At 63.1% G+C, this 24355-nt stretch carries 22 protein-coding genes, 1 tRNA gene and 1 riboswitch; of the genes, 8 read left to right on the forward strand and 15 right to left on the reverse strand.

Annotation, left to right across the window (positions count from 1 at the left end; all coding sequences use genetic code 11):
- Window positions 1-33: 33 nt before the first annotated feature.
- Genes paoC through paoA form a run of 3 tightly spaced genes read right to left on the reverse strand, consistent with a single transcriptional unit; the run spans window position 34 to window position 3838 of the window.
- The gene (gene paoC, locus FHS54_RS03725; protein WP_167302418.1) at window positions 34-2250 is read right to left on the reverse strand and encodes an aldehyde oxidoreductase molybdenum-binding subunit PaoC; all 2217 of its coding nucleotides are present in this window, start codon (window positions 2248-2250) and stop codon (window positions 34-36) included.
- The gene (locus FHS54_RS03730; RefSeq protein WP_167302419.1) at window positions 2247-3203 is read right to left on the reverse strand and encodes an FAD binding domain-containing protein; all 957 of its coding nucleotides are present in this window, start codon (window positions 3201-3203) and stop codon (window positions 2247-2249) included. The genes paoC and FHS54_RS03730 overlap by 4 nt, the downstream gene beginning before the upstream one ends.
- Entirely contained in the window at window positions 3200-3838 is a 639-nt protein-coding gene (paoA, locus tag FHS54_RS03735) for an aldehyde dehydrogenase iron-sulfur subunit PaoA (protein WP_167302420.1), read from the reverse strand. The genes FHS54_RS03730 and paoA overlap by 4 nt, the downstream gene beginning before the upstream one ends.
- A 276-nt stretch (window positions 3839-4114) precedes the next feature.
- Here paoA and FHS54_RS03740 point away from each other — a divergent pair.
- Both FHS54_RS03740 and FHS54_RS03745 read left to right on the forward strand, forming a co-directional pair.
- Window positions 4115-4189 (forward strand) — tRNA-Gly (locus FHS54_RS03740).
- A 217-nt stretch (window positions 4190-4406) separates the two neighbouring features.
- On the forward strand, window positions 4407-4853 hold the full coding sequence (locus FHS54_RS03745) for a universal stress protein (RefSeq protein WP_167302421.1): 447 nt from the start codon (window positions 4407-4409) through the stop codon (window positions 4851-4853).
- 113 nt (window positions 4854-4966) lie between these two features.
- Here the strand turns inward: FHS54_RS03745 and FHS54_RS03750 are convergent, their stop codons facing one another.
- Genes FHS54_RS03750 through FHS54_RS03775 form a run of 6 tightly spaced genes read right to left on the reverse strand, consistent with a single transcriptional unit; the run spans window position 4967 to window position 10871 of the window.
- Entirely contained in the window at window positions 4967-5380 is a 414-nt protein-coding gene (locus FHS54_RS03750; protein WP_167302422.1) for a Na+/H+ antiporter subunit G, read from the reverse strand.
- Window positions 5381-5390: 10 nt separating this feature from the next.
- Window positions 5391-5660: a K+/H+ antiporter subunit F gene (locus tag FHS54_RS03755; protein WP_167302423.1), complete on the reverse strand. Its 270-nt coding sequence runs from the start codon at window positions 5658-5660 to the stop codon at window positions 5391-5393.
- The gene (locus FHS54_RS03760; protein WP_167302424.1) at window positions 5657-6145 is read right to left on the reverse strand and encodes a Na+/H+ antiporter subunit E; all 489 of its coding nucleotides are present in this window, start codon (window positions 6143-6145) and stop codon (window positions 5657-5659) included. The genes FHS54_RS03755 and FHS54_RS03760 overlap by 4 nt, the downstream gene beginning before the upstream one ends.
- Window positions 6146-7657, reverse strand: a complete 1512-nt coding sequence (locus FHS54_RS03765; RefSeq protein ID WP_208404729.1) for a monovalent cation/H+ antiporter subunit D — start codon at window positions 7655-7657, stop codon at window positions 6146-6148. It lies immediately after the preceding gene.
- Window positions 7654-8022: a Na+/H+ antiporter subunit C gene (locus FHS54_RS03770; protein ID WP_208404730.1), complete on the reverse strand. Its 369-nt coding sequence runs from the start codon at window positions 8020-8022 to the stop codon at window positions 7654-7656. Before FHS54_RS03770 ends, FHS54_RS03765 begins: the two co-directional genes overlap by 4 nt.
- Window positions 8019-10871 carry a monovalent cation/H+ antiporter subunit A gene (locus FHS54_RS03775; protein ID WP_167302425.1) on the reverse strand — a complete coding sequence of 951 codons (2853 nt, stop codon included), beginning with the start codon at window positions 10869-10871 and terminating at the stop codon, window positions 8019-8021. The genes FHS54_RS03770 and FHS54_RS03775 overlap by 4 nt, the downstream gene beginning before the upstream one ends.
- Window positions 10872-11262: 391 nt before the next feature.
- On the opposite strand from FHS54_RS03775, the gene FHS54_RS03780 reads away from it, so the two are divergent.
- Together FHS54_RS03780 and FHS54_RS03785 are read left to right on the forward strand one after the other, a co-directional pair.
- Window positions 11263-12654 carry an NfeD family protein gene (locus FHS54_RS03780; RefSeq protein WP_341785928.1) on the forward strand — a complete coding sequence of 464 codons (1392 nt, stop codon included), beginning with the start codon at window positions 11263-11265 and terminating at the stop codon, window positions 12652-12654.
- A 22-nt stretch (window positions 12655-12676) separates the two neighbouring features.
- A complete protein-coding gene (locus FHS54_RS03785) occupies window positions 12677-13444 on the forward strand; it encodes a slipin family protein (RefSeq protein ID WP_167302426.1) in 768 nt (255 codons plus the stop codon).
- Window positions 13445-13526: 82 nt separating this feature from the next.
- Here FHS54_RS03785 and thiC read toward each other — a convergent pair whose 3' ends face one another.
- Window positions 13527-15413 (reverse strand): phosphomethylpyrimidine synthase ThiC, encoded by a 1887-nt coding sequence (thiC, locus tag FHS54_RS03790; protein WP_425057292.1) that lies wholly within the window; start codon window positions 15411-15413, stop codon window positions 13527-13529.
- An 11-nt stretch (window positions 15414-15424) separates the two neighbouring features.
- Window positions 15425-15832, reverse strand: coding sequence for a DUF2065 family protein (locus FHS54_RS03795; protein ID WP_167302427.1), 408 nt, complete (start codon window positions 15830-15832; stop codon window positions 15425-15427).
- Window positions 15833-15884: 52 nt separating this feature from the next.
- Window positions 15885-15995: riboswitch (TPP riboswitch) on the reverse strand.
- Window positions 15996-16085: 90 nt separating this feature from the next.
- Here FHS54_RS03795 and FHS54_RS03800 point away from each other — a divergent pair.
- Window positions 16086-16382, forward strand: coding sequence for a hypothetical protein (locus tag FHS54_RS03800; RefSeq protein ID WP_167302428.1), 297 nt, complete (start codon window positions 16086-16088; stop codon window positions 16380-16382).
- A 24-nt stretch (window positions 16383-16406) separates the two neighbouring features.
- Window positions 16407-18485, forward strand: coding sequence for a prolyl oligopeptidase family serine peptidase (locus tag FHS54_RS03805; protein WP_243855598.1), 2079 nt, complete (start codon window positions 16407-16409; stop codon window positions 18483-18485).
- Between the two features lie 24 nt (window positions 18486-18509).
- Here the strand turns inward: FHS54_RS03805 and FHS54_RS03810 are convergent, their stop codons facing one another.
- On the reverse strand, window positions 18510-19880 hold the full coding sequence (locus FHS54_RS03810; protein ID WP_167302430.1) for a cytochrome P450: 1371 nt from the start codon (window positions 19878-19880) through the stop codon (window positions 18510-18512).
- A complete protein-coding gene (locus FHS54_RS03815) occupies window positions 19877-21004 on the reverse strand; it encodes a hypothetical protein (RefSeq protein ID WP_167302431.1) in 1128 nt (375 codons plus the stop codon). The genes FHS54_RS03810 and FHS54_RS03815 overlap by 4 nt, the downstream gene beginning before the upstream one ends.
- Window positions 21005-21025: 21 nt before the next feature.
- Between FHS54_RS03815 and FHS54_RS03820 the strand changes: the two genes are divergently transcribed.
- Both FHS54_RS03820 and kdsA read left to right on the forward strand, forming a co-directional pair.
- Window positions 21026-21319: a hypothetical protein gene (locus FHS54_RS03820; RefSeq protein ID WP_167302432.1), complete on the forward strand. Its 294-nt coding sequence runs from the start codon at window positions 21026-21028 to the stop codon at window positions 21317-21319.
- A gap of 5 nt (window positions 21320-21324) precedes the next feature.
- On the forward strand, window positions 21325-22152 hold the full coding sequence (kdsA, locus tag FHS54_RS03825) for a 3-deoxy-8-phosphooctulonate synthase (protein ID WP_167302433.1): 828 nt from the start codon (window positions 21325-21327) through the stop codon (window positions 22150-22152).
- 92 nt (window positions 22153-22244) lie between these two features.
- Here the strand turns inward: kdsA and FHS54_RS03830 are convergent, their stop codons facing one another.
- Both FHS54_RS03830 and FHS54_RS03835 read right to left on the reverse strand, forming a co-directional pair.
- Window positions 22245-23510: a glutamate-5-semialdehyde dehydrogenase gene (locus FHS54_RS03830; protein ID WP_167302434.1), complete on the reverse strand. Its 1266-nt coding sequence runs from the start codon at window positions 23508-23510 to the stop codon at window positions 22245-22247.
- A 79-nt stretch (window positions 23511-23589) separates the two neighbouring features.
- On the reverse strand, window positions 23590-24237 hold the full coding sequence (locus tag FHS54_RS03835) for a class I SAM-dependent methyltransferase (protein ID WP_167302435.1): 648 nt from the start codon (window positions 24235-24237) through the stop codon (window positions 23590-23592).
- Window positions 24238-24355: the final 118 nt, after the last annotated feature.

Consider the following 24355-nt stretch of genomic DNA (forward strand, 5'->3'; position numbering starts at 1 on the left):
CCTGCCCGGCAATCGCGCGGAGGAGCGTCTGGATCACGCCAGGGCCGAACCCTCGGCCCGCTCGATCAGCTTGTCGATGGTCAGCGGATAATCCCTCAGCCGAATGCCGGTCGCATTGTAGATCGCGTTCGCAATCGCCGCGCCCGCCCCGCAAATGCCCAGCTCCCCCACGCCCTTGGCCTTCATGGGGGAGCTTTTGTCATCCAGCTCCTCCACAAACAGCACATCCTGTTCGGGGATATCGGCATGCACCGGCACCACATATTCGGCCATGTCATGATTGACGAAGAAGCCGAAGCGCGTGTCGACCTGCAATTCCTCCATCAGCGCCGCGCCCGCGCCCATCGTCATGGCACCAATCACCTGGCTTCGCGCCGACTTGGGATTAAGGATGCGCCCAGCGGCAAAGGCCCCGCCCATACGGCGGATGCGGACTTCAGCCGTGTCGATGTCTACGCCCACCTCGCAGAAATGCGCGCCAAATGTCGCTTGCGCATAACGTTCGGTCAGGTCGCCAAACTCGATCCTGTCCTCCGCCCAAAGCCCGTCAGGCCCGGCGACCGCTGCCAAGGGGCGCGACTGGTTGCCCAGCCGCAGCAAACCATCTTCGAAGATCACCTGTTCAGCGGGGAAGCCCGCCCGTTCGGCCAGCTTCGTGCGCAGGGCCACGCAGGCGGCATAGACGCCAGCGGTCGAACTGTTGCCGCCGAACTGGCCGCCCGAACCCGACGATACCGGAAAGCGGCTGTCGCCCAGCCGGACCGTCACCGCTTCCAGCGGCACGCCCATCATTTCTGCCGCCGTCTGGCCGATGATGGTATAGCTGCCGGTGCCGATATCGGTCATGTCGGTTTCCACCGTCACCCGCCCCTGCGCATCCACGCCAACCCGCGCGCCCGACGAAGCGACCAGGTTGTTACGGAACGCCGCCGCCATGCCCATGCCCACCAGCCAGCGTCCGTCGCGTTTCTGGCCGGGCCGGGAATCGCGCTGCTCCCACCCAAACCGCGCCGCGCCCTGACGCAGGCACTCGACGAACTTGCGGCTGGAAAAGGGGCGCTTGGGTCCCACTTCCGGGTCATACTGCACATCATTGCGTATGCGCAGTTCAACCGGATCAACCCCGCACGTCTCCGCCAGTTCATCCATGGCGACTTCCAGCGCCAGCATGCCCACCGCCTCACCCGGCGCGCGCATCGCATTGCCTTCCGGCAGGTCCAGCGTCGCCAAACGGTGCGCCGTCCGGCGATGATCGCCCCGATAAAGCAACCGCGTCTGCATTGCCGCCGTTTCCGGCTCACCACCGGGCAAATCGCCAGACCAGACCTCATGCGCGATCGCGTCGATCACCCCATCCTTGTCCGCGCCGATGCGGATGCGCTGGATGGTCGCGGGGCGATGAGTAGTATTGTTGGGGATTTGCGACCGCGCAATCGCGACCTTCACCGGCCTGCCCACGGCGCGCGCGCCCAGCGCCGCCAGCAGCGCGTCGGCACGCAGGAACAACTTCCCGCCAAACCCGCCGCCGACATAGGGAGAAACAACGCGAATGCGGTCCTTTGGAATTTTCAAGGTCCGGGCCATGTCTCCCACGGCCCAGGCCACCATCTGATTGCTCGTCCACAGCGTCAGCCGGTCGCCATTCCAGGCCGCCGTGGTAGCATGGGGCTCCATCATGGCATGGCTTTGGTCGGGGGTGGTGTAGCTCTGGTCGATCTGCACCGCCGCGCGCCCGAAGGCGGCGTCGAAATCACCCGCGCTCGTGTCGGCGGGGCCTCCAAAACCATCCTCCGGCTTGGCCGCCCTGTCACGGTCGGCGGCTAGGTCGAATCTTCCCTGCTCAGCCCTGTAGTCGATCCTCAGAAGGCGGGCGGCGTCACGGGCATTTTCCAGCGTGTCAGCGATCACCAGCGCCACCGCCTGGTCATAATGTTCGACCGCAGGCCCACCCAGCAGATGAGCCGTGTTCATATTTCCCTTGCCCAGCGGACCGGCATTCTGATGGGTGACGACACCCAGCACGCCAGGCGCGACCTCCGCTGCGGTCAGGTCCATGGCGGCGATCCGCCCTTTGGCGATGGCGGAGCCCACGATCCAGCCATAGGCGGCGTTGGGGGCGGCATCATGTCGCTCATAGGCGTAGGGGGCGGTGCCCGTCACCTTCGCCGCGCCTTCGATGCGGTCATGGGCTATGCCGACAACCCGACCACGATCAATCGGATTGGCGGTAGCAGGTCTATCGAACTTCATGCCCGCGCCTCCTTCTGACGGAAAAGGGACGCAAGCGTTCGGGCCGTCAGCCCCTGTTTGAACGCATTTTGCGCGGTGGGTTGCGCGCCAGCCAGAGCAGCATCGGCCACAGCCTTTGGTCCTGACCCCACGGCGGCATCGGCGGCATCCACACGCCAAGGCTTGGGAGCGATGCCGCCAAAGGCAAAGCGCGCACTCCCGTCCTCTCCGAACACTGCCGCCACCGACACCAGCGCAAAGGCATATGAGGCGCGATCGCGCACTTTGCGATAGACCTGCGTGCCGCCGATGGGCGGGGGCAAAGTCACCGCCGCAATAAGCTCTCCCGGCGTCAGCCTATGTTCGACATGGGGCGTGTCGCCCGGCAACAGGTGGAAGTCCGCGATGGGGATCGACCTGCGCGTTCCGTCCGCCGTCACAGTCTCCACATTGGCGTCCAGCAAGCGCATAGCCACCGCCATGTCGGACGGGTGCTGCGCAATGCAGGCGTCACTGGTGCCGATAATTGCCAGCCCCCGGCTGATACCCTTCATCGCCGCGCAGCCGCTGCCCGGTTTTCTTTTATTGCACGGCATCCGCGTGTCGTAGAAATAGGGGCAGCGAGTGCGCTGGAGCAGATTGCCCGCCGTCGTGGCCTTATTGCGTAATTGCCCTGATGCTCCGGCCAGCAGCGCGCGGCTGAGCACCGCATAGTCGCGCCGCACGACCTCATTCGCGGCAAGATCGGTATTGCGGACCAGCGCGCCGATGCGCAGCCCGCCCTCATCCGTCGCCTCAATCCGATTGAGGCCGATGTGATTGACATCGATCAGGTGCGTGGGTGTTTCAATCTGCAGCTTCATCAGGTCCAGCAAATTGGTCCCGCCCGCAATGAAGCGCGCGCCCTGGACGCTGGCGGCGGTTTGCGCCGCTTCCTGAACGCTGGCCGCACGGCTGTAGGTAAAGGGCTTCATGCTTCGCCCTCCCCTGCGACATCCCGAATGGCTGCGATGATGTTGGGATAGGCGGCGCAGCGGCAGATATTGCCGCTCATCCGTTCGCGCAGTTCTGCGTCGGAAAACTCAACCTCGCCCAGATCCTGCGTCGCGTGGCTGGGAATGTCGGCCGCAATTTCCTCCAACATGGCCACCGCCGAACATATCTGCCCGGGCGTGCAATAGCCGCATTGATAGCCGTCATGGGTGACGAAGGCGCGCTGCATCGGGTGCAGGTTGTCCGGCGAGCCCAGCCCTTCGATCGTGGTCACATTCTCGCCTTCGTGCATGACCGCCAGCGTCAGGCAGCTGTTGATCCGCCGCCCTTCGACAATCACGGTGCAGGCGCCGCACTGGCCATGATCGCATCCCTTCTTGGTGCCGGTCAGGTGCAGATGTTCGCGCAGCGCATCCAGCAACGTGGTGCGTGGGTCCAGCTGGAGATGCACGTCCCGACCGTTCACGGTGAGTTCGACGGCGTCCATGCCACCTCCCTTGTTCGATTGTGGCACCCTTGCGGGCGCGTCCTGCGCTTGAGCCATCACAGGAAGGATGACCGCTGCCGCGCCGCTGCCCTGCAGCAGGCCTCGGCGACTCAAATGATCGGATGTCATATCCGTTTCCTTCTCCCTGCCTGAGACCACTACGCAGCACTATCGGGGATGATCCCGCATCCCCAAATAATAACATCCATCATTAGGACCATATCAGGTCGATGGCAGCGCGCAGGGTTCAACCATGCCCGTTCCTTGTGGCCCCCTCTACCTCACCGCACGTTGCGCGCGTTCGAAAAATTTGTGACCAGCCCAATTCTCCCCTTGCCCGTTCAAGGAACCGCTGCTAGTTGCCCGCCTCACCCGCCGAGAGGGACATATCCTCCGGCCGCCAGAGCGGGCGTAGCTCAGGGGTAGAGCACAACCTTGCCAAGGTTGGGGTCGAGGGTTCGAATCCCTTCGCCCGCTCCAGATTTCCAGAAAAATTATCACCGGCTTTCGCCCGGAACAGATTAGTCGTTCGCCGGAAGCAAAGCGTCGCGGGGTGCGAGCGGCCTGCGGCGGGCCCTGTTTGCTGTCAATTGGTTGCCGCCCCTGCTGGAAACGGTGATGCCACTCCCTGGATCATGATCTGGACTTACAGCGGTTCCGCCCACATGTTGCATGATAGTCGTAGTGGGAGAGAGACGTGTACAAGCATATTCTGATCGCGACCGATGGATCCGAGTTGGGTCAGCGGGGTATGGAACATGGGCTTTCGCTCGCGCGGGATTTGAACGCGCGCGCCACCATCCTGACGGTAACCGAACCATTCCCGATCTATTCCGGCGCAAATTTCGGGTTCGCTCCAAGTGGGGCAACAATCTCGGACTTTGGGGCCGGTCAGCAAGAGACCGCAAAAGCCTTGCTGGCGGCGGCTAGTCAAGCTGCCCGGAGCGCGGGCGTAGAGGCGGAGACCGTGTATATTGCTGACGCACAGCCTGCGGAGGCTATTGTCGATGCGGCCAACTCACGCGGTTGCGACCTGATCGTAATGGGATCGCATGGACGTCGCGGGATCGGTCGCATTGTCATCGGCAGCAAGACCTGGGAGGTCGTTTCACACGGCCATGTTCCGGTGCTGGTGGTCCGCTAGAACCTGCCGGTTAGAGCATGATCCGATCTGACTGAATCGAATCATGCTCTAATTATCCTTTGTTTCCCGCATTTTCCGAGTCGTCAGATGATGCCATCTGACTGGAAAATGCTCTAATCCTGCGCCCGTTCATCGGGCTTCGGACTGGGCGGAACGCCGAAGGTGGCCCATTCCGCGCCGGAATGCGGAGGGGGAGGCAGCGGATTCTCGTTTACCTCCGCCCTGCCGCCGGACACATGACGGCCATGGATATACGCCTTGGCGATCATGTTGGCCGCGATCGGTGCCGTGATGAACAGGAATAAAGTGATGAGTAGCTCATGCGCGGACCAGGAGAGGCCGTGCGTGGGAAAGTAAATCATAGAAGCGATCAGACAACTGCCCACGCCGAGCGTGGTCGCCTTGGTCGGGCCGTGCAGTCGGCTCATGAGCGAGGGCAGGCGCGCCAGGCCCCAGCTGCCGATCAGCGCGAACGCGCCACCCAATATGATTAGCGCGGCGATGATGAAATCAAGAATTGCAGTCATTGCCCCATCCCTATTCCACGATGTCGCCGCGTAGCAGGAACTTGGCATAGGCCACCGTCCCCACGAACCCGACCATCGCCAGCAACAGCGCCGCTTCGAAATAGACGGTGGTTTTTTCCATGATGCCGAACAGGATGATGAGGGCGATGGCGTTGATGACCATCGTGTCCAGCGCCAGAATGCGGTCGGACGCGGTCGGCCCGCGCAACAGCCGATAGAGGTTCAGCAACACGGCAAGAGCAATACAGGCGAGGGCGATCATCAGCGCCAGGTCGATCATCGAAAAATCTCCAGCAACCGCCGCTCATAGCGGGATTTGATCCGTGCGACCTCCGCCTGTGCGTCGCCAGTGTCGAGCGCGTGGACGAGGAGATGGCGGCCATCGGTCGATATGTCCGTGGACACTGTGCCCGGCGTCAGGCTGATCGTGCCCGCCAGCACTGTGATGGCCTCAGCGGATTGCAGGTCCAGCGGGATATTCAACCAGCAGGACCGCAGATCGCGGTTGCGGCGGAAGAGAATGAGGCGAGCAACGTGGAAATTCGCGATAATGATGTCACCGATCACCAGCAACACATAAGCGATTAGCGGCCAGCCATATCGCACCGACGGACGCTCTGGCCAGAAGGGAGCCGTAAACAGCGGCACCAGCGTGCCAAATATGACGCCCAGCAGAAGACCGCCGACACTCAGTTCGTTGAGCACCAGCAGCCACATGACGATCAACAGCCATGTCAGTCCGGGATGGGGGAATAGACGCTTCACCTACCTGCCCTTCCCTGCGTCGGGGCCGAGAACCGATCCGACATAGCCGTCGGCATCAAGAATCTGGGCGCTGGTCGCCTGCATATAGGCGGTGACGGGGCCAGCGCCTGCGGTCAGCGCGGCCAGCAAGGCAAGCAGGAAGATGGCGGGCACTGCTTCGCCCCAACGCGCCGTTGAACGATCGGATGTGATCGGCGGGGTGGAGGTATCTTTCCAGAACAAGTCACTGCCCGCCTGCGACAGGCCGACCAATCCGATCAGGCTGGTGACCAGAACCACCGTCCAGATCACCCCCATATAAGGCGAGGGGGTCGCCGCCTGCAGGATCAACAGCTTGCCGATGAAGCCGGACAGCGGCGGCAGCCCCAACAGCGCGACGGCGGCGGCCAGGAACTGGAAGCCCAGCCATCCCTGCCCCTTATAGCGTGGCGTGGGCACGATCGCTTCATCTTCCCCACCGCGCCAACGGATGATCAGGTCGATGGTCAGGAACAGCAGCGCAGCGGAAAAGGTGGTGTGCGGCAGATAATAGAGCGCCGCCGCCAGCGCAGGCCCATCGAACAGCGCGATGGCGGTAAGCAATGTCGCGGTCGAACCGATGAGGGCGAACGCAGCCATGTCCCCAAGCCCGCGCGCCGCGAGCAGGCCGATAAATCCGAGCAGCATCGTGCCGAGCGCGGCGGGCAGCAGGAACGACCCTGCCCCCGCATCGCCCAGGATCAGCGGCATCGTGCGCATGATCGCGTAAGCGCCCACCTTGGTCATGATCGCGAACAGCGCGGCAACGGCGGGTGCGGTCGCCGAATAGGTGCGCGGCAGCCACAGGTGAACCGGCACCAGCGCCGCCTTGAGCGCGAACACCACGGCCAGCAGCAGGCCACCGGCCCGCAACAGTCCACGATCGCCTGCGGGGAGCGCGGCGGCGCGAACCGCCATGTCGGCCATGTTGAGCGTGCCGGTAACCCCATAAAGCAGACCAAGCGCGATCAGGAACAGGATCGATCCGATCAGGTTGACAACCACATATTGGACCCCCGCGCTCAGCCTTCGCGCGCCCTGCCCATGCAGCATCAGGCCGTAGGACGCGATCAGCAGCACTTCGAAGAAGACGAAGAGGTTGAAAAGGTCCCCGGTCAGGAAGGCACCGTTGATGCCTAGCAGCTGAAACTGGAACAGCGGATGAAAATGCCAGCCTTTGCGATCGACCCCGGTAAACGTGGCATGAACCGCGACAGCAAGCCCCAGCAGCGCCGTCAGCAGCAGCATCAGCGCCGAAAGCCGATCCAGCACCAGCACGATGCCGAACGGAGCGGGCCAATCGCCCAGCGCGTAGGCGATGGCTTCACCCGATGCAGCCCGTGTCATCAATATGATCGCGACGACGATCATCCCCATGACCGATGCGATGGACACGATCGCGCCCGCCCAGCGATATCGCAGCCAGAATAGCAGGCTGGCAGTGGCGGCAAAGGCGGGCAGCAGTAATGGGGCCGCGATCAGCGCGTCCATCATGGCCGCGCCTCCGGGTCGGGGCGGGGCGGATCAGCCTCCACCACGCCGTCAACCTGGTCCGTCCCCGTTTCCAGGAAATTGCGCAGTGCCAGCACCACAGCGAGGGCGGTCATGCCAAAGGAGATGACGATGGCCGTCAGCACCAGCGCCTGCGGCAGCGGGTCGGTATATTCGGTCAGCCCCTTTTCATAAAGCGGCGGACGGTTCAGGACCAGACGGCCGATGGCGAACAGGAACAGGTTGATCGCATAGGACAGCATGGCGAGGCCCAGCACCACCGGAAAGGTGCGGCCGCGCAGGCAGAGATAGATGCCAGCCATGGTCAGGACGCCAATCGCCGACGCAACCAGAAACTCGATGCTCATGCCTCCGCCTCCCGCAGGGTCGCGGGATCGATGTCCATCGGACCTTCGTCGTCATCCGGTTCCTTCTGCACCCGCTGGGCGACGTGGCTGAGTTCGGCGAGGGCGAGCATCACGGCACCGATTACCGTCATGGCAACGCCGACATCGAAGAACATGGCCGTCGCCAACTCGAACGTGCCGATCAACGGCAGGGTGAAATAGCCGAAAGAGCTGGTGAATAGCGGCGCATGGAAGAAGAGCGAGCCGAGGCCGGTGAGCGCGGCAATGATGACACCCAGGCCGATCAACAGATGTTCGTCGATCTGCCGCCGCTGATCGGCCCATTCGAAGCCCGACGCCATATATTGCATCAGCATCGCAATCGACACGACAAGACCGGCGATAAAGCCGCCGCCGGGCATATTATGCCCACGCAGGAAGATGTAGAGCCCGATCATTGTCGCCAGCGGCAGCAGCAACCTGGCCGCCACGGCGAACATCATCGGGTGACGTTCCGGGGAGCGGGGCAGGTCCGCGACCCATTCGCGCAGCCTTCGTCCCGACACGCCACGGGTCGCCGGTTGCAGCAGCGCGAAGATGGTCAGCGCGGCAATGCCCAGCACAATGATTTCCCCAAATGTGTCGAAGGCGCGGAAATCGACGAGGGTCACATTGACGACATTGGTCCCGCCGCCATGGGCATAGGAATTGGTCCAATGGTAAGCGGAAATCGGATCATTGGGCGCGCGCGTCATCACCGCCCAGGCCGCAAGGCCCGTTGCCGTGCCGCCCGCCAGCCCGATCATCCCGTCGCGCAGCCTCCGGCCATTGCTCGACACACGCGCCGGTATCTTGGGCAACAGGTTGAGCGCGAGCAGCAGCAGCAGGATCGTCACAATTTCGACGGAAATCTGCGTCAGCGCCAGATCGGGTGCCGACAGGTAGACAAAGGCCAGGGAAACGATGAGGCCGATCACGCTGATGTAGATGAGGGTCAGGAAACGCTGCCGCTGTACCTTCACCACTGCGGCCACCGCTGCCAGCAGCAGCAGCCATGCGACGACCGCGACAGGCGGCGCTGCTATGGTGGCGCGGGTGCCCGGCGTATAGCCGCCGGTCCACGCCCCTACCGCGCCGAGGATGATCGCGACTATGAACAACAAAACGAGCTGCCGTTGCAACGATCCGTTGTGGATGGTCCGGGTGATCGTGTCGGCGCAGCGGACCATCCATTCGACGGTGGATTCGAACAGACGCCGGGCGTCCGGCAGGCGTACCGCGTCCCAGCCCCGCTGCAACAAGCCGTGCCGCCGCAGCAATGTCGCGCCGATGATCACGGCCAGCACGCTCATGCCGAGCGCGGGGCTCAGTCCATGCCAGAGCGCAGGTTTGAACGGCGGCGCGGTCCCGCCCGTGACAACTGCGGCGGCCGGAGCGATCAGGTCGAACGTCAGCGTCCGGGGGAACAGGCCGACCAGGACGGTGAGAGCGACCAGCACGGCGGAAGGAACCCATAGCCCCAAGGGGGGATCATGCGGGTTGGCCGGGTAGGATGCGGGGCGCTGGCCCAGATAGAGGTGGAAGATGTAGCGCAGCGAATAGGCGACAGATAGCGTCGCCCCGATCACGGCCAGCAGCGGAACCGCCCAATTCTGCCCGGCCCAGACAATATGGGCGGTTTCTTCCAGCATCATTTCTTTCGACAGAAAACCGCCGAACGGCGGCAATCCCGCCATGGACGCCGCAGCGATCACGCCCAACGTCGCCGTGATCGGCATCAGGCCCGCGACGCCGCCCAGCAGACGGATGTCGCGCGTCCCCGTTTCATGATCGACAATCCCTGCATTCATGAACAGCGCCGCCTTGAACAGCGCGTGGTTGAGCAGATGGAACACGCCAACCATCGCCGCCGCAGGGGTGCCAAAGCCGAACAACATGGTCAGCAGGCCAAGATGGCTGACCGTCGAGTAAGCCAGGATCGCCTTTAGGTCGTGGCGGAACAACGCGATCGCAGCGCCCATCACCATGGTGACAAGCCCGGTGGTTGATACCAGATAGAACCACAGATCCGTCCCCGCCAGCACTGGCCAGAAACGGGCGAGCAGGAACACGCCCGCCTTCACCATGGTAGCAGAATGGAGATAGGCGCTGACCGGCGTGGGGGCAGCCATCGCGTGCGGCAGCCAGAAGTGAAAGGGAAATTGGGCCGATTTGGTAAAGCAGCCGAGCAGGAACAGCACCAGCGCCACCGGATAGAGCGGCGACGTGCGGATCGCGTCTCCGCTGGCCAATATGTCGGCCAGTTCGAACGATCCGGCTATCTGGCCGATCAGCAGCAGCCCCGCGATCAGCGCTAGGCCGCCGCCGCCCGTCACCGCCAGCGCCATGCGCGCGCCCTGACGACCTTCGGCCTTGTCGTTGCGAAAGCCGATCAGCAGGAAGGAGGAGAGGCTGGTCAATTCCCAGAAGATCAGCAGCAGCAGCAGGTTGCCCGACAGCGATATGCCCAGCATCGCCCCCTGGAACAGCAGCAGCAGGGCAAGGAAGCGGCCCATGGGTTCGTTCGCGGGCAGATAGAAGCGGGCATAGATGACGATCAGCAGCCCGATGCCCAGAATGAGCGCCGCAAAAAGCCACCCCAGCGCGTCGACCCGCACGCTGATATCCAGTCCCAATGCGGGCACCCAGTCGGCGCGAAACTGGACGGCTTGCCCCCCCAGCACTGAAGGTGCCAGCAGCGCGAGCAATAGCAGGCCCACCAGCGCGGGCGTACAGGCAATGCCGGCCAGCATGTTGCGATGCGCACGGCCAGCGACCGACGTCAGCAGCGCACCGATGAAGGGCAGCAACATGAGCAGGACCAGATGCAAGAATTTCCCCCTGCGCAACGCCTGGGAACGGCATCGCGAATGCGTTTGCTGGTGGACGCGGAGCGACTATGTCCGCTTTCCGCTATCGGGGCAGCAAGGTCAACCGGCCAAGCCCGGATAATCAGACCACATCCTGGCCCCGCCCCGTGTGAAACGGCGAGACCGGCCAGCTGAGAGGGGTGACGGCGACCTACCCTGGCATGGTGACGGTTATCATATGCTACCACTGCAGCCGGTGCGATGATGCTGTCGTCAGTGTAAGAAACCGTTGGGATAGCCCTATGTCCGGGACGCATTCCGCTCGCGTTCTGGCCGGGGTTATGACAGGATAGGCATAATAGCGAGCAAGGTTCGTTCATTCGATGAGCGGCGACTGGGAAAGGATATTCCCGTGGAAAGCCGATGCCAACTTGCGCTGTTCCGCTTTTTGTTCGTGCTGGGTTTGTTGTTGCTCAGTGCTGTATCTACGCTTGTCCAGGCCGAACGGTCGACTGACAGGCGCGAAGTGCCGCGGCTCACGATAGACGGGGCCATTGGCCCGGCGACCGCCGATTATATCGTTCGCGGCGTTGCCGCTGCCGCGGAAAACGGCGCGCCCATGATCCTGATCCAGATGGACACGCCTGGCGGCCTCGACACCTCCATGCGCGAAATCATCCGGGCCATCGTCAACGCGCCGTTTCCGGTCGTGACCTATGTCAGCCCGAGCGGTGCGCGCGCCGCGAGCGCCGGAGCGTTCATTCTGACCGCAAGCCACGTCGCGGCGATGGCGCCGGGCACCAATGTCGGCGCGGCCAGCCCGGTCCAGATTGGCGCGCCCGGCCTGCCTCCCGCGTCCGACCCCAAGGATGGCAGTGGCGACAAGCCCAAGGATGGCACCTCCACCCCGCAAAAGCCCGCCAGCACGAGCGAGGCCAAGGCGCTGAACGACGCCATCGCCTACATCCGTTCGCTCGCTGAAATGCGCGGCCGCAATGCCGAATGGGCCGAAGCCGCCGTTCGTGACGCAGCCAGCCTTTCGGCGCAGGCGGCTCTCGATCAGAAGGTGATCGACCTCATCGCCCGTGACGACGCCGATCTGTTGGCCCAGTTGCACGGACGCGCCGTGAAGATCGGCGGCGGAGAGGTCCGCCTCGATACGCAAGCGGTAGCCCTTGCCAATGTCGATCCCAACTGGCGAACGCGCCTTCTGGTCGCGATCACCAATCCTAACATCGCACTGATCCTGATGATGATCGGTGCCTATGGCCTGCTGTTCGAGTTCATGAATCCGGGTGCCCTTTACCCCGGAACGATTGGTGTCATCTGCCTGCTGGTGGGCCTTTACGCGCTGTCCGCCCTACCGGTGAATTACGCCGGAATTGCGCTGATCATTCTGGGCATGGCGCTCATGGCCGCCGAGGCCTTTGCCCCATCCTTCGGCATATTGGGCATCGGCGGCCTCATCGCCTTTGCAATCGGCGCGACGATCATGTTCGACACCGACGTTCCGCAGTTCCGCGTAACCCTCCCCGTGCTGGGCGCGGTTGCCGTCGCCAGCCTGGGCGCGACCTTGCTGACCATGCGGCTGGCGCTGCAGTCGCGCCACAAAAGGGTCGCCACGGGGCGCGAGCAGATGGTCGGCACAGTTGCGCGCGTGCTGGATTGGGAAGGGCAAGGCGGGCATGTCCAGATCCATGGGGAACGTTGGCGCGCCGCCAGCACGGTTGAATTTCGATCCGGCCAGTCCGTGCGGGTCATCGATGTCCAGGGCCTGACCCTGATGGTCGAACCGCCTGCCTGACATTTGGGAAAGGAGACACGTCATGGAGATGATCGGAAACCTGGCATTTTATATTCCGCTGATAATCCTGCTGCTGATCTTCCTGATGGCGGCGATCAAGATCCTGCGGGAATATGAGCGCGGCGTCATATTCACGCTGGGCCGATATACGGGCGTCAAGGGGCCGGGCTTGATCCTGCTGGTGCCATTCGTGCAGCAAATGGTGCGGATCGATCTACGCACGATCGTGCTGGATGTGCCGACCCAGGACGTTATTTCACGGGACAATGTTTCGGTGAAGGTGAACGCGGTGATCTACTTTCGGGTGATCACGCCGGAGGCCGCGACGATCCAGGTCGAAAATTACATGCAGGCGACCAGCGAACTTGCCCAGACCACGCTTCGTTCGGTGCTGGGCAAGCATGAACTGGACGAGATGCTGGCCGAGCGCGACAAGCTCAACGCCGATATTCAGGAGATTCTGGATGCCCAGACAGACGCCTGGGGCATCAAGGTCGCCAATGTCGAAATCAAGCATGTGGACATAGACGAATCCATGGTGCGGGCAATCGCTCGCCAAGCCGAAGCCGAGCGCGAACGGCGGGCCAAGGTCATCAACGCTGAAGGTGAGCAACAGGCAGCGCATAAGCTGCTGGAGGCCGCCGAAATCCTTGGTCAGCGTCCCGAGGCCATGCAGCTGCGCTACCTTTCGACGCTGAATGTCATCGCTGGGGAGCGCAGTTCGACCATCATATTCCCCTTCCCCCTCGATTTTCTGGATCTGCTGAAAAACATACAGCGCGACGGCTGAAGCCATCGGAGAAATGATGTCGGCGCGGTGGATGCTTCGCGGGGCGGGAAGCGACCGGCCCGGCCGCGTCCCGCCCCCTTCGTCATTCCGCTGCGGGCAGGTAGATTTCGCCGCCCTTGTTTTTGAACGTCTCGCTCATCTCCGCCATGCCTTTTTCCGCATCTTCAGCTGCGATGAATGCGTCGGCGGGTTGGTTTTGCTTCGCTGCGAAGTCGCGAACCTCTTGAGTGATTTTCATCGAGCAGAACTTCGGGCCGCACATTGAGCAGAAATGCGCGGTCTTGGCGCCTTCGGCAGGCAGCGTCTGGTCGTGATATTTCTCCGCCGTGTCGGGATCGAGCGACAGGTTGAACTGATCGCGCCAGCGGAATTCGAAGCGCGCGCGGCTGAGCGCGTCGTCGCGAACCTTGGCGGCGGGGTGGCCCTTGGCAAGGTCGGCGGCGTGGGCGGCGAGCTTGTAGGTGACGACCCCCACCTTCACATCGTCGCGGTCGGGCAGGCCCAGATGCTCCTTGGGCGTGACGTAGCAAAGCATAGCTGTGCCATACCAGCCGATCATCGCCGCGCCGATGCCACTGGTGATATGGTCGTAGCCCGGCGCGATGTCGGTGGTTAGCGGCCCAAGCGTGTAGAAGGGGGCTTCGCCGCACGCCTCAAGCTGCTTGTCCATATTCTGCTTGATCTTGTGCATGGGTACATGGCCCGGCCCTTCGATCATCACCTGCACATCCTGTTCCCAGGCGCGCTTGGTGAGTTCGCCCAGCGTGTAGAGTTCGGCGAACTGCGCCTCGTCATTGGCGTCGGCGATCGATCCGGGACGCAGGCCGTCACCCAACGAATAGGCGATGTCATAGGCTTTGCAGATTTCGGTGATCTCGTCGAAATGTTCGTAGAGGAAGCTTTCCTTATGATGGCTGAGGCACCATTTCGCCATGATCGACCCGCCGCGCGAGACGATGCCGGTGACGCGCTTGGCGGTCATCGGGATATAGGGCAGGCGCACGCCCGCATGGATGGTGAAATAGTCGACGCCCTGCTCCGCCTGCTCGATCAGCGTGTCGCGGAAGATTTCCCAGGTCAGTTCCTCGGCAATGCCGCCGACCTTTTCCAGCGCCTGATAGATCGGCACGGTGCCGATCGGGACCGGCGAGTTACGCATGATCCATTCGCGCGTGTCATGGATGTTGCGGCCGGTGGAAAGGTCCATCACCGTGTCGGCGCCCCAGCGGATCGACCAGACCAGCTTATCGACTTCACTCGCCACGTCGGAGGCGACGGCCGAATTGCCGATATTGGCGTTGATCTTGACCAGAAAATTGCGGCCGATCGCCATCGGTTCCGATTCGGGGTGGTTGATGTTCGACGGGATGATGGCGCGACCGCGCGCCACTTCGTCGCGCACGAATTCGGGCGTCACATAATCGGGGATCGATGCCCCCCAATCCTGACCGTCGCGGATATATTCGGCGAGCCGGGCGCGGCCCAGATTTTCGCGGATCGCGACATATTCCATCTCCGGCGTGATGATGCCGCGCCGGGCATAGTGCATCTGGGAGACATTCATGCCCGGCTTGGCACGCAGCGGGCGCTGGACCGTTTTGGGGAAAGGCTGAACGCCGCCGCTGCGGTCGGGACCTTTCAGGCCATTATCTTCGGGCTGGATGGCGCGGGCATCATATTCCGCCACATCACCACGAGCCATGATCCAGTCGCGGCGCAGCGTGGGCAGGCCCGCCATGATGTCGATGCGGGCGTTGGGATCGGTGTAGGGGCCGGAGGTGTCATAGACGCGCACGGGCTGTTCGCCGCTGCCGGGCTCAAGTTCGATTTCGCGCATGGCGACCTTGAGCGGGCCGACATGGATTTTGCGGCTGCCCCGGATGGGGCCGGTGGTGACGTTCATTGCGGCCTGCTGGCCGGTGAAGCCTCCGGCTTCGGGCATTTCTGTGCGGGCTGGAATGTCGGCCATGAAGGTTCCTTTCAGACGATGAGGGTCGCTCGACCAGTCAGGCCAGCGAAAAAGAGGAGGATGCCGAGCAGGATCGAAACGACCGCCCACGCACGGGTGAAGTTCAAGGACCAACGGCCGATTCTGAGCAGCGGCCCCGGCACGGCGAGGAGCAACGCGCCTTCGATCAGAGCGGCGTAGCCGACGAGGCTGACGATCACGGCCAGTGGGTCGGTCCAGACGCTGTGGATCAGGACGAGCGCCGCGCCGATGGCGAAGACAGGAAAGCCCAGCGCCATCACCAGGCCGGGCGACCGTTCCAGATCGTCCATCATCTTGCGCCAGCGTTCAGGCGCGACCAGCCCGCCAATGCCGACAACGATCATGTAAAGGCCGATGGCTTCGGCCAGGCGCAGGGTCAGGACGGAAATTGTGTCCATCGGCAATCCGTCCTCCTCTTCGTCGCTGGGCGGAAGAAGGGCGCGGACATGCCTATGACAAGCCGTCCCTCCCTACGCCGGTCTTATCCGGATCAGGTTCAGCGGGTCGCAGCCACATCAGCTGCCTCTCAACCGCCTGTGAGCGGTCCCCCGGGGATGAGCCGGAATAGCCGATGGCGCGCGTCAGGGAAAGCCCCCGCGCGAACAAGGGAGCGCTGGACAGTCCCCGTGCATTTACGCAGTGATGCGCAACATGAAACATCCCGACCTTACCACCAAGCAGGGGCGAAAGGCGTGGCGGCACGACATGCGCATGATCGCCGTTCGCCCCCGCCGCTATGGACTGTGGCTGCTAACGGCGGGATTTCTGCTGCTGCTGACGCCATCGGCACTGGATGTGCATAGCCTGTTCGGATTGTGGCCGCCGATGCTGGGGGCGATCTGCATATTGGCGGGCACGCCCCTGCTGGTTGCCAGCGTCCTGCTGCGGCGTCGCTATGCGCAACAGCGCCTGGCTGGTCATGCGGTGGTTGAGCGGATCAGGGGCTGAATGATTTTGAAGAGGATCGTAACGATGATTTCCGCAACCCTGCTGACCGCCGCGGGCGCGCCGCCGCCTGCACCCGCCGACGATCCCTATGTCTGGTTGGAGGATTGGACCGGCCCGCGCGCGATGCAATGGGTCGAGGCGGAAAATCAGGCGACAGTCGCAACGTTGCAGGGGGACCGCCGCTACAAGGGTTTCTACGATCAGGCGCTGGCCATCGCATCGGCCAAGGACCGGATCGCCATGCCCATGATGATCGGGGGACGCATCTTCAATTTCTGGCGCGATGCCGATCATCCGCAGGGCATATGGCGCGTCACCAGCGAAGCCGATTATGCGACGGAACAGCCCCGTTGGGAAACCGTGCTCGACCTTGATGCCCTGTCCAAAGCGGAAGGCCGCAAATGGGTGTGGAAGGGCGCGAGCATCCTGGACCCCGAAGAGAAACTGGCCCTTATCCACCTGTCCGACGGCGGCGAAGATGCGGTTTCCTTGCGGGAGTTCGACCTGCAAGCCGGTCAATTCGTGCAAGGCGGATTCGATGTGCCGACGTCAAAGCAGAATGTCGATTGGGGGGATGAGGACACGCTGCTGCTGGCGCGCGACTGGGGCGACGGGTCGATGACGGCATCGGGCTATCCCTTCATCGTCAAGGCGGTGAAGCGAGGCTCTCCGCTTAGCGCGGCGGTGGAGGTCTATCGCGGTGCGCCCACCGACCAGCTCGGCGTCTATCCGATGCTGCTGTCCGATGGGGACGACAACCGCGCGGCATTTCTGGTGCGCGGCGTGACCTTCTTTGGCAATGAGACCTATTTGCTGACCGCAGCGGGCGCGAAGAAGCTGCCCCTGCCCGCCAAGAGCAGCCTGCAGGGGCTGGTGCAGGGCGAGTTGTTGATCCAGACCAGCGAGGATTGGACCAGCGGCGGCGTCACCGTGCCTGCTGGGGCCTTGGCGAGCGTGCCGCTGAAAGCCCTGGAATCGGGTGAAGCCTTGTCGCCCCGCATCCTGTTCGCGCCCAACGAACGGCAGTCGATCGACGGCGTCGCCGCGACCAGAAGCCGGGCGATCGTGACGATCAACGACAATGTGCGCGGGCGGGTGCTGAGCTTTGCTCCGGGCGCGGACGGGTGGACGTCGCAGGCGGTGGAACTACCGGACAATGCGACGATCAGCACCGTGGCGGCGACGCATCGGAACGACCGGGTATATTTGAGCGTCGCCGGATTTCTGGCCCCCACGACGCTGTGGGCGATGGACGCGGCCAGCGCCGCCCCGGTTCAGGTCAAGGCGATGCCCGCTCGGTTCGACGCGGCGGGACTGGTGGTGGAACAATATGAGGCGGCGTCCAGCGACGGGACCAAAATCCCCTATTTCATCGTCCACCGAAAGGACATGAAGCGCGACGGATCGACGCCCGCGATCATGACGGCCTATGGCGGCTTCGAAATTTCGATGACGCCCAGCTATGCCGCCATCATGGGCAAGCTGTGGCTGGAACGGGGGAACAGCTTCGCCGTCGCCAACATTCGCGGCGGGGGTGAGTTTGGTCCGGCCTGGCACGAAGCAGGCAGAAAGACGAAGCGGCAGATCATCTATGATGATTTCGCCGCCGTGGCGCGGGACATATTCGCGCGCGGCCTGTCGTCTCCGGCGAAATTCGGCATTTATGGCGGCTCTAACGGCGGGTTGCTGATGGGCGTGCAGTTCAGCCAGCATCCCGATCTGTGGAAGGCGGTGGCCATTCAGGTGCCGCTGCTCGACATGGTCCGTTATGAACAGATTGCGGCGGGCGCGTCGTGGGTCGATGAATATGGCAGCGTTTCGGTGCCGGAGGAAAAGGCGTTTCTGGAAACTATATCGCCCTATCGCAACATTCGGGCGGGGGTGGCCTACCCCACCCCCTATGTCTGGACCACGACCAAGGACGACCGCGTCGGACCGCAACATGCGCGGAAATTCGCGGCCCGGTTGAAGGAATACGGCTTGCCTTATCTTTTCTACGAAGATTTGGCGGGGGGCCATGCCGGCGACGCCGACATTGAACAGAGCGCACGGTTGCAGGCGATGCAGATGGCCTATTTCGCGCGGGAGCTGGAAGGCAAGTGATCGGGTCGCCCCCTTCGCGGTCGCCTACTCCACCCTGTCGAACATCAGTTTCATGCCCGTCCGGGGCCGGATGGTCAGGCGGCTGACCGGCTCAGGCTCGAACCCTTGCGGCACCGACAGGCGATAGCCGCGCAGGACGCTGGCAATCACCGTCATCACCTCCTGCTGGGCGAAGCCTGCGCCGACGCAGACGCGCGGGCCGCGGCCAAAGGGGAACCAGGCCTGCTTCACCATCTCCGCATTGGCGGGATCGTCGAAGCGATCGGGATCGAAACTGTGCGGGCAGGCCCAATTATCCTTGTTGCGTTGGGTCAGCCAGGGCGCGACCACCAGCATCGCGCCTTCCTCCAAATGCTTGTCGCGCATCGGCATCGGGCAGGGCACTTCGCGCGGAAAGAAGGCGACAGGCGGATAGAGGCGCAGCGTTTCGCGGAAGATGTTGCGGACGTGCCCCATGTCCTTGAGCATGGCGGCGGTGAGCGGGGCATCGCCTGCCAGCGCGCCCACTTCAGCGCGGGCGGCGTGCTGAATATGGGCGCATTCGGCCAGCATGTAGAGCGCCCAGGTCATGGTGCTGGCAGACGTTTCATGGCCGGCCAGGAAGACGGTCGAGACCTGGTCCATCACCTGTTGCAGGGTGAAGGGATCACCGGTTTCGGGATGCTTCGCCTCGATCAGCGACTGGAGGATGTCCTTGTGCGGCACCTCGCCACGCTCATGGAAGCCCTGATAGCGGGTCTCGACAATCGGGCGGAAGACGTCGTGGATCGCCTTGGCGGGTTTTAGCGACCGCTGTTCGAACCAGCGCGCCGGAACGCCGTAGAGGCGCAGCATCGAGGCGCTGTGGGCGTAGCGCTGGAACTTGCCGAACGCGTTGTGGATGATGTTGGAGCGATGCTCGTCCAAAGCTTCGGAAAAGAGGGTGCGGAAGATGATGTCGGCCGCGACATGGGTCATCATCGGGTCGATATCCACCGGCTTTGTGCGGTCGGCGGCATCGATGCGGGCCAGCAGATCGTCGGCGGCGGCGACCATCAGCGGCATGGACCGGTGCAGCGCGGTATGGGCAAAGGCCGGATTGACCATCGCGCGCTGGCTTTCCCAATCCTCGCCATTGGCGGAAAAGACGCTGTTGCCGATCAGCGGCGACAGGTTGCGGACCAACTCGCGATGCTTGGGGAAGGCGGTGCCCCCGCGCAGCACCTTGTCCACCAGCGGCAGTTCGTTGGCGATATACATGATCTGGCCGGGCATGCGGATTTCGCCCAGCTTCATCGTGTAGCTTTTTTCGAACAGCACATGAATCCAGCTGTGCCAGCCGCGCAGGAACCGCTTCATCAGGCCGCGCTTGGTCCGGGGCGGCTGCGGATAGGGAGGCGTGAAAGGATCGGTCACGGAATGGCCCTGAAAGCTGTAATGGCCTCGTCGATGGTGCGGCGGCCTGCGGTCAGGCTGACATAATCGAGCGGCGACAGGCGGTCACCCACGCGCAGATAATCGAAATGCGCCTCATATTTATTCGACCAGCCGCCATGATAATTTTCGGGATCGTAAAAAAGGTGGAAGCGCGGCGAAAGCAGGTCAATGCGCGCGGCGCAGCGGTCTGAAACCAGGCGGATCGGATGCACGTCATGATAGGCCGCGCCATCGGGCGGGGCGGATAGATCGACAAGGCGGAAATGCTTGTCGTCCAGCGCCTTCAGATCGCCATGATACCAACGGGCGTCCTTTCGCAGCGCGATCACCGGCACGACCTGACCCAAGGTCAGGGCGGTGAAATGATCGGGCAGCGGCTTGGCACCGCGCAGTTCCAGGATGCGGCGCAGGACGCTCATCGCGTAGATAGTGCCATTGCTATGGGATGCGAAGATCACCTCGTCCCACGGGCCGTCCATCTCCTGCGCGATGCGGGCGGCGAACTGGTCGAGACGGGCGTTCATATCTTCACCCGGTCCCTGCGCGGCGACCGTGTGGTTGTAATACATGAAGCGCAGCAGCCATGGCACGATCAGCTTGTTGAGGAAGCGGCCCGACAATAGCGCGCTGATACCGATCCCGATCAGCGCAGCCCCCCACAATGGCAGCAGCAGCGACAGGAGCAGCGCCGGGACAAGCGCCAGCGCCAGCGGGATCAGCAGGGCCAGCAGCGGCGGATAAAGGATGGTGATGACCGGGCCGGGGCGCAGCTTGCGCATACGCCGAAACTGCATGTGCCGGGCATGCGCGCTATAGGTGGCGATGGAGCGCCAGGCGAGCAGCAACGGATTGCGAATCCACACTTTTCCGACCAGATCCTCCCAGCGGAGAAACTCATATTCCGTCTCGACCCCGGCGCTTTCGTTGGAGACGGTCCAGATCGCGGACGATGCGGGGCCGGAACGGCGCGCGCTCACATCCACCTGCTCGCCCGACAGGCGCGCATAACGCTCCGCCTGCTCCCGATAGAGCTGGTGATAAAAACGCACCCCGCGCGGATCGAAACCGCCAAGGTAGAAGACTTTACGCTTGAACTTTTGCACGGCCCTGTTCCACATCGGGCCATGACGACACCCGAACGCGATTACTGCTATTTCATAGATCACCGCAAATACAACCGAAACATCGGCTGTCGTCGGCATGACAATGCCTATGGCATCAATGGTGGCGGCGGGGAGCGGGACCGGTGGCGGGCCGATTTCGCCTTTTACCGGCATATGCGGGGCAATGGCGATCCGATGGCGCTGCCCGCTTTGCTCGCCTGCCTGGTCTTTGGCTGGTTCTGCTGGAACTATCATCCGGGCAAGGGGCTGTGGCGGGGACAGCTCTTGCGCCGCTTCGCGAAAGCGCCGAAGTGAGCGGCATGACACAGCAACGCCATGTTTCGGTTGGATCAGTGACCTTCGGCAACGACCTGCCTTTCGTCCTGATTTCCGGCCCGTGCCAAATCGAAAGCCGCGATCATGCGATGATGATGGCGGAAAAGCTGGCGGGGGCGGCGGACAAGGCGGGCGTGCCCTTCATCTTCAAATCTTCCTTCGACAAGGCGAACCGGACGTCCGTGTCGGGGCAGCGGGGCGTGGGCATCGATGCTGGGTTGGCGATCCTGGCGGAGGTGAAGGCGCGGCTTGGCTGTCCGGTGTTGACCGACGTGCACGACGCTGGGCAGGTCGAGGCAGCGGCGCAGGCCGTGGACATCCTGCAAATTCCGGCCTTTCTTTGCCGCCAGACCGATCTGCTGATCGCCGCCGGGCGGACGGGGGCTGTCGTCAACGTAAAGAAGGGCCAGTTCCTCGCGCCCTGGGACATGGCGGCGGTGGCGCAGAAGGTCGCTTCGACAGGCAATGATCGCGTCCTGTTGACGGAACGGGGCGCGAGCTTTGGCTATAACACGCTGGTGAGCGACATGCGTTCGCTGCCGGTGATGGGTGAGACTGGCTATCCGGTGGTGTTCGACGCCACCCATTCGGTGCAGCAGCCCGGCGGACTGGGCTCTGCCTCAGGCGGGCAGCGGGAATTTGCGCCGGTTCTGGCACGCAGTGCCGTTGCCGCAGGGGTCGCGGCGATCTTTGCGGAGGCGCATGACGACCCTGACCAAGCGCCGTCCGACGGGCCGGTGATGCTGCCGCTGGAATGGATGGGGCTGCTTCTGGACAAGCTGAAGTCGATTGATGCGGTGGTAAAGGGATAAGAACCGCCTTTTCCCCGTTCGGGCTGAGCTTGTCGAAGCCTTCCCATTTGTAGAGAAGTAGAGCCCTTCGACAAGCTCAGGGCGAGCGAAGATTATGGCCGGGTCTGCCCCGTCCCCCGGACTTGCCATTTATATGTCGTCAGCCCTTCCAGCGCGACCGGGCCGCGCGCGTGGAGGCGACCGGTCGAAATGCCGATCTCCGCTCCCAGGCCAAATTCCCCACCATCAGCGAACTGGGTCGACGCGTTCCACATCACGATCGCGCTATCGACGGCATTCAGGAAATGTTCGGCCCGCTCGGCATTCTCAGTGATGATCGCATCCGTGTGGTGGCTGGCGTGGGCAGAAATGTGGCCCAGCGCCTCGTCCAGGCCGTCCACCATGCGCACGGAGACGATGGCATCGAGATATTCGGTGTCCCAATCTTCGTCCGACGCAGCGGTGACGCGCGCATCCATCGCCTGAACCGCTTCGTCGCCGCGCACTTCGCATTTGGCGTCCAGCAACGCCTTCACGATGGCAGGCGCTGCGTTGAAAGCCTTGTCGATCAGCACTGTTTCGGTCGCACCGCAAATGCCGGTTCGACGCATCTTGGCGTTGACCACCAGCTTGACCGCCATTTCGGGATCGGCCGCGCCATCAACATAGCTATGATTGATGCCGTCGAGATGCGCCAGGACCGGCACGCGCGCCTCCTCCTGCACGCGAGCGACCAGGCTCTTGCCGCCCCTGGGTACGACGAGATCGATAAACTCCGACGCCTTCAACAGCGCGCCAACGGCAGCGCGATCGGTAGTGGGCACCAGTTGCACGGCATCGGCGGGCAGGCCCGCTGCGGTCGCGCCCTCGATCAATGCGGCGTGGATGGCGCGGTTGCTTTCCTTCGCCTCACTGCCGCCGCGCAGGATCACCGCGTTCCCCGCACGCAGGCAAAGCGCAGCGGCGTCCGCGGTCACATTGGGGCGGCTCTCATAGATGATGCCAATGACGCCCAGCGGCACGCGGACGCGGGAAAGCTCCATGCCGTTGGGCCGGACCTGCGTATCGATGACGCTGCCCAGCGGATTGACCAAAATAGCGACCTGCTCCACGCCTGCCGCCGTCGCGGCGACCCGGTCTTCGTCCAGCCGCAGCCGGTCGAGCATGGCCGGGGACAGACCGTTGGCGGCGGCATTTTCCATGTCCCGTGCATTGGCCGCAAGAATCTGCGGCGCGTGGTCGCGCAACGCCTGGGCACCGCGACGCAGCGCGTCGATCTTTTGCGCATCGGTCACGGTCGCAAGGATGGCGGCGGCGGCGCGCGCGCGTGCGCCCATGCCGCTGATCAGCATTTCGGGGGTCTGGGTCAGGTCGTTCATGATAGTTCATGCCTTTCGCCCGCGCCCTTAGCATGAAAACCAAATGGAACGGAACGGCAGAAAACGATGGCAGCAGCGGTCACGCCGCCTGCGCCAGCCTTTCCGTTACGAGGCCCCTGAATGTACGGCACGGCGGGATGTTGCGCCATTCCACATTCTCTACGACATCATCGAACTGCGCGGACAGAAGCCGCCGCACATAAGCGGAATATTGATAGACCAGAAACTCTCCGCCAGGGCGCAACACGGCCCGAGTTTCAGCACAGATCGCGTCGCCCACGCCGTCGGGCAGAGTGGAAAAGGGAATGCCGGACAGGATGTAGTCCGCCTGGCGATGCCCTGCCTCCGCAATAAAGCGGCGAACGTCAGCGGCAGACCCATGCACGACCCGCAAGCGCGGATCGGCGATGCGCGCTTCCAGCCAGGCAACGAAATCGAGATTAAGGTCGATCGCGATCAGCGTGGCGTCGGGGTGCATCCGGTCCAATATCGTCCGGGTGAAGGTGCCGACCCCCGGACCAAATTCCACGAACAGGCGCGTGCGCTGCCAATCCACGCCGGACAGCATGCTGTCCACCAGCATCGATGAAGACGGAATGATCGATCCGATCATGCCCGGATGCTTCACGAACTGGCGGAAAAACATGCTCCACTGACTGAGGAAGGTCGCAGAACCATCCCGGCCGCGTGCCAGAAACCTGTTTTTATTCACGGGAGTGGAGGCCATTTACCCTCGCCTGATTGCCTTCTTTTCACGGCCTTGCAAATAGCGGCACGGCTTGCAAGCCGCTTTACAAGCAACCCGAACAAAAGACCGGGTTTTCGACTGGTTAAGCGAACGCGCG

This window comes from Sphingobium vermicomposti, assembly GCF_011762025.1.
Taxonomy (GTDB): Bacteria; Pseudomonadota; Alphaproteobacteria; order Sphingomonadales; family Sphingomonadaceae; genus Sphingobium; species Sphingobium vermicomposti.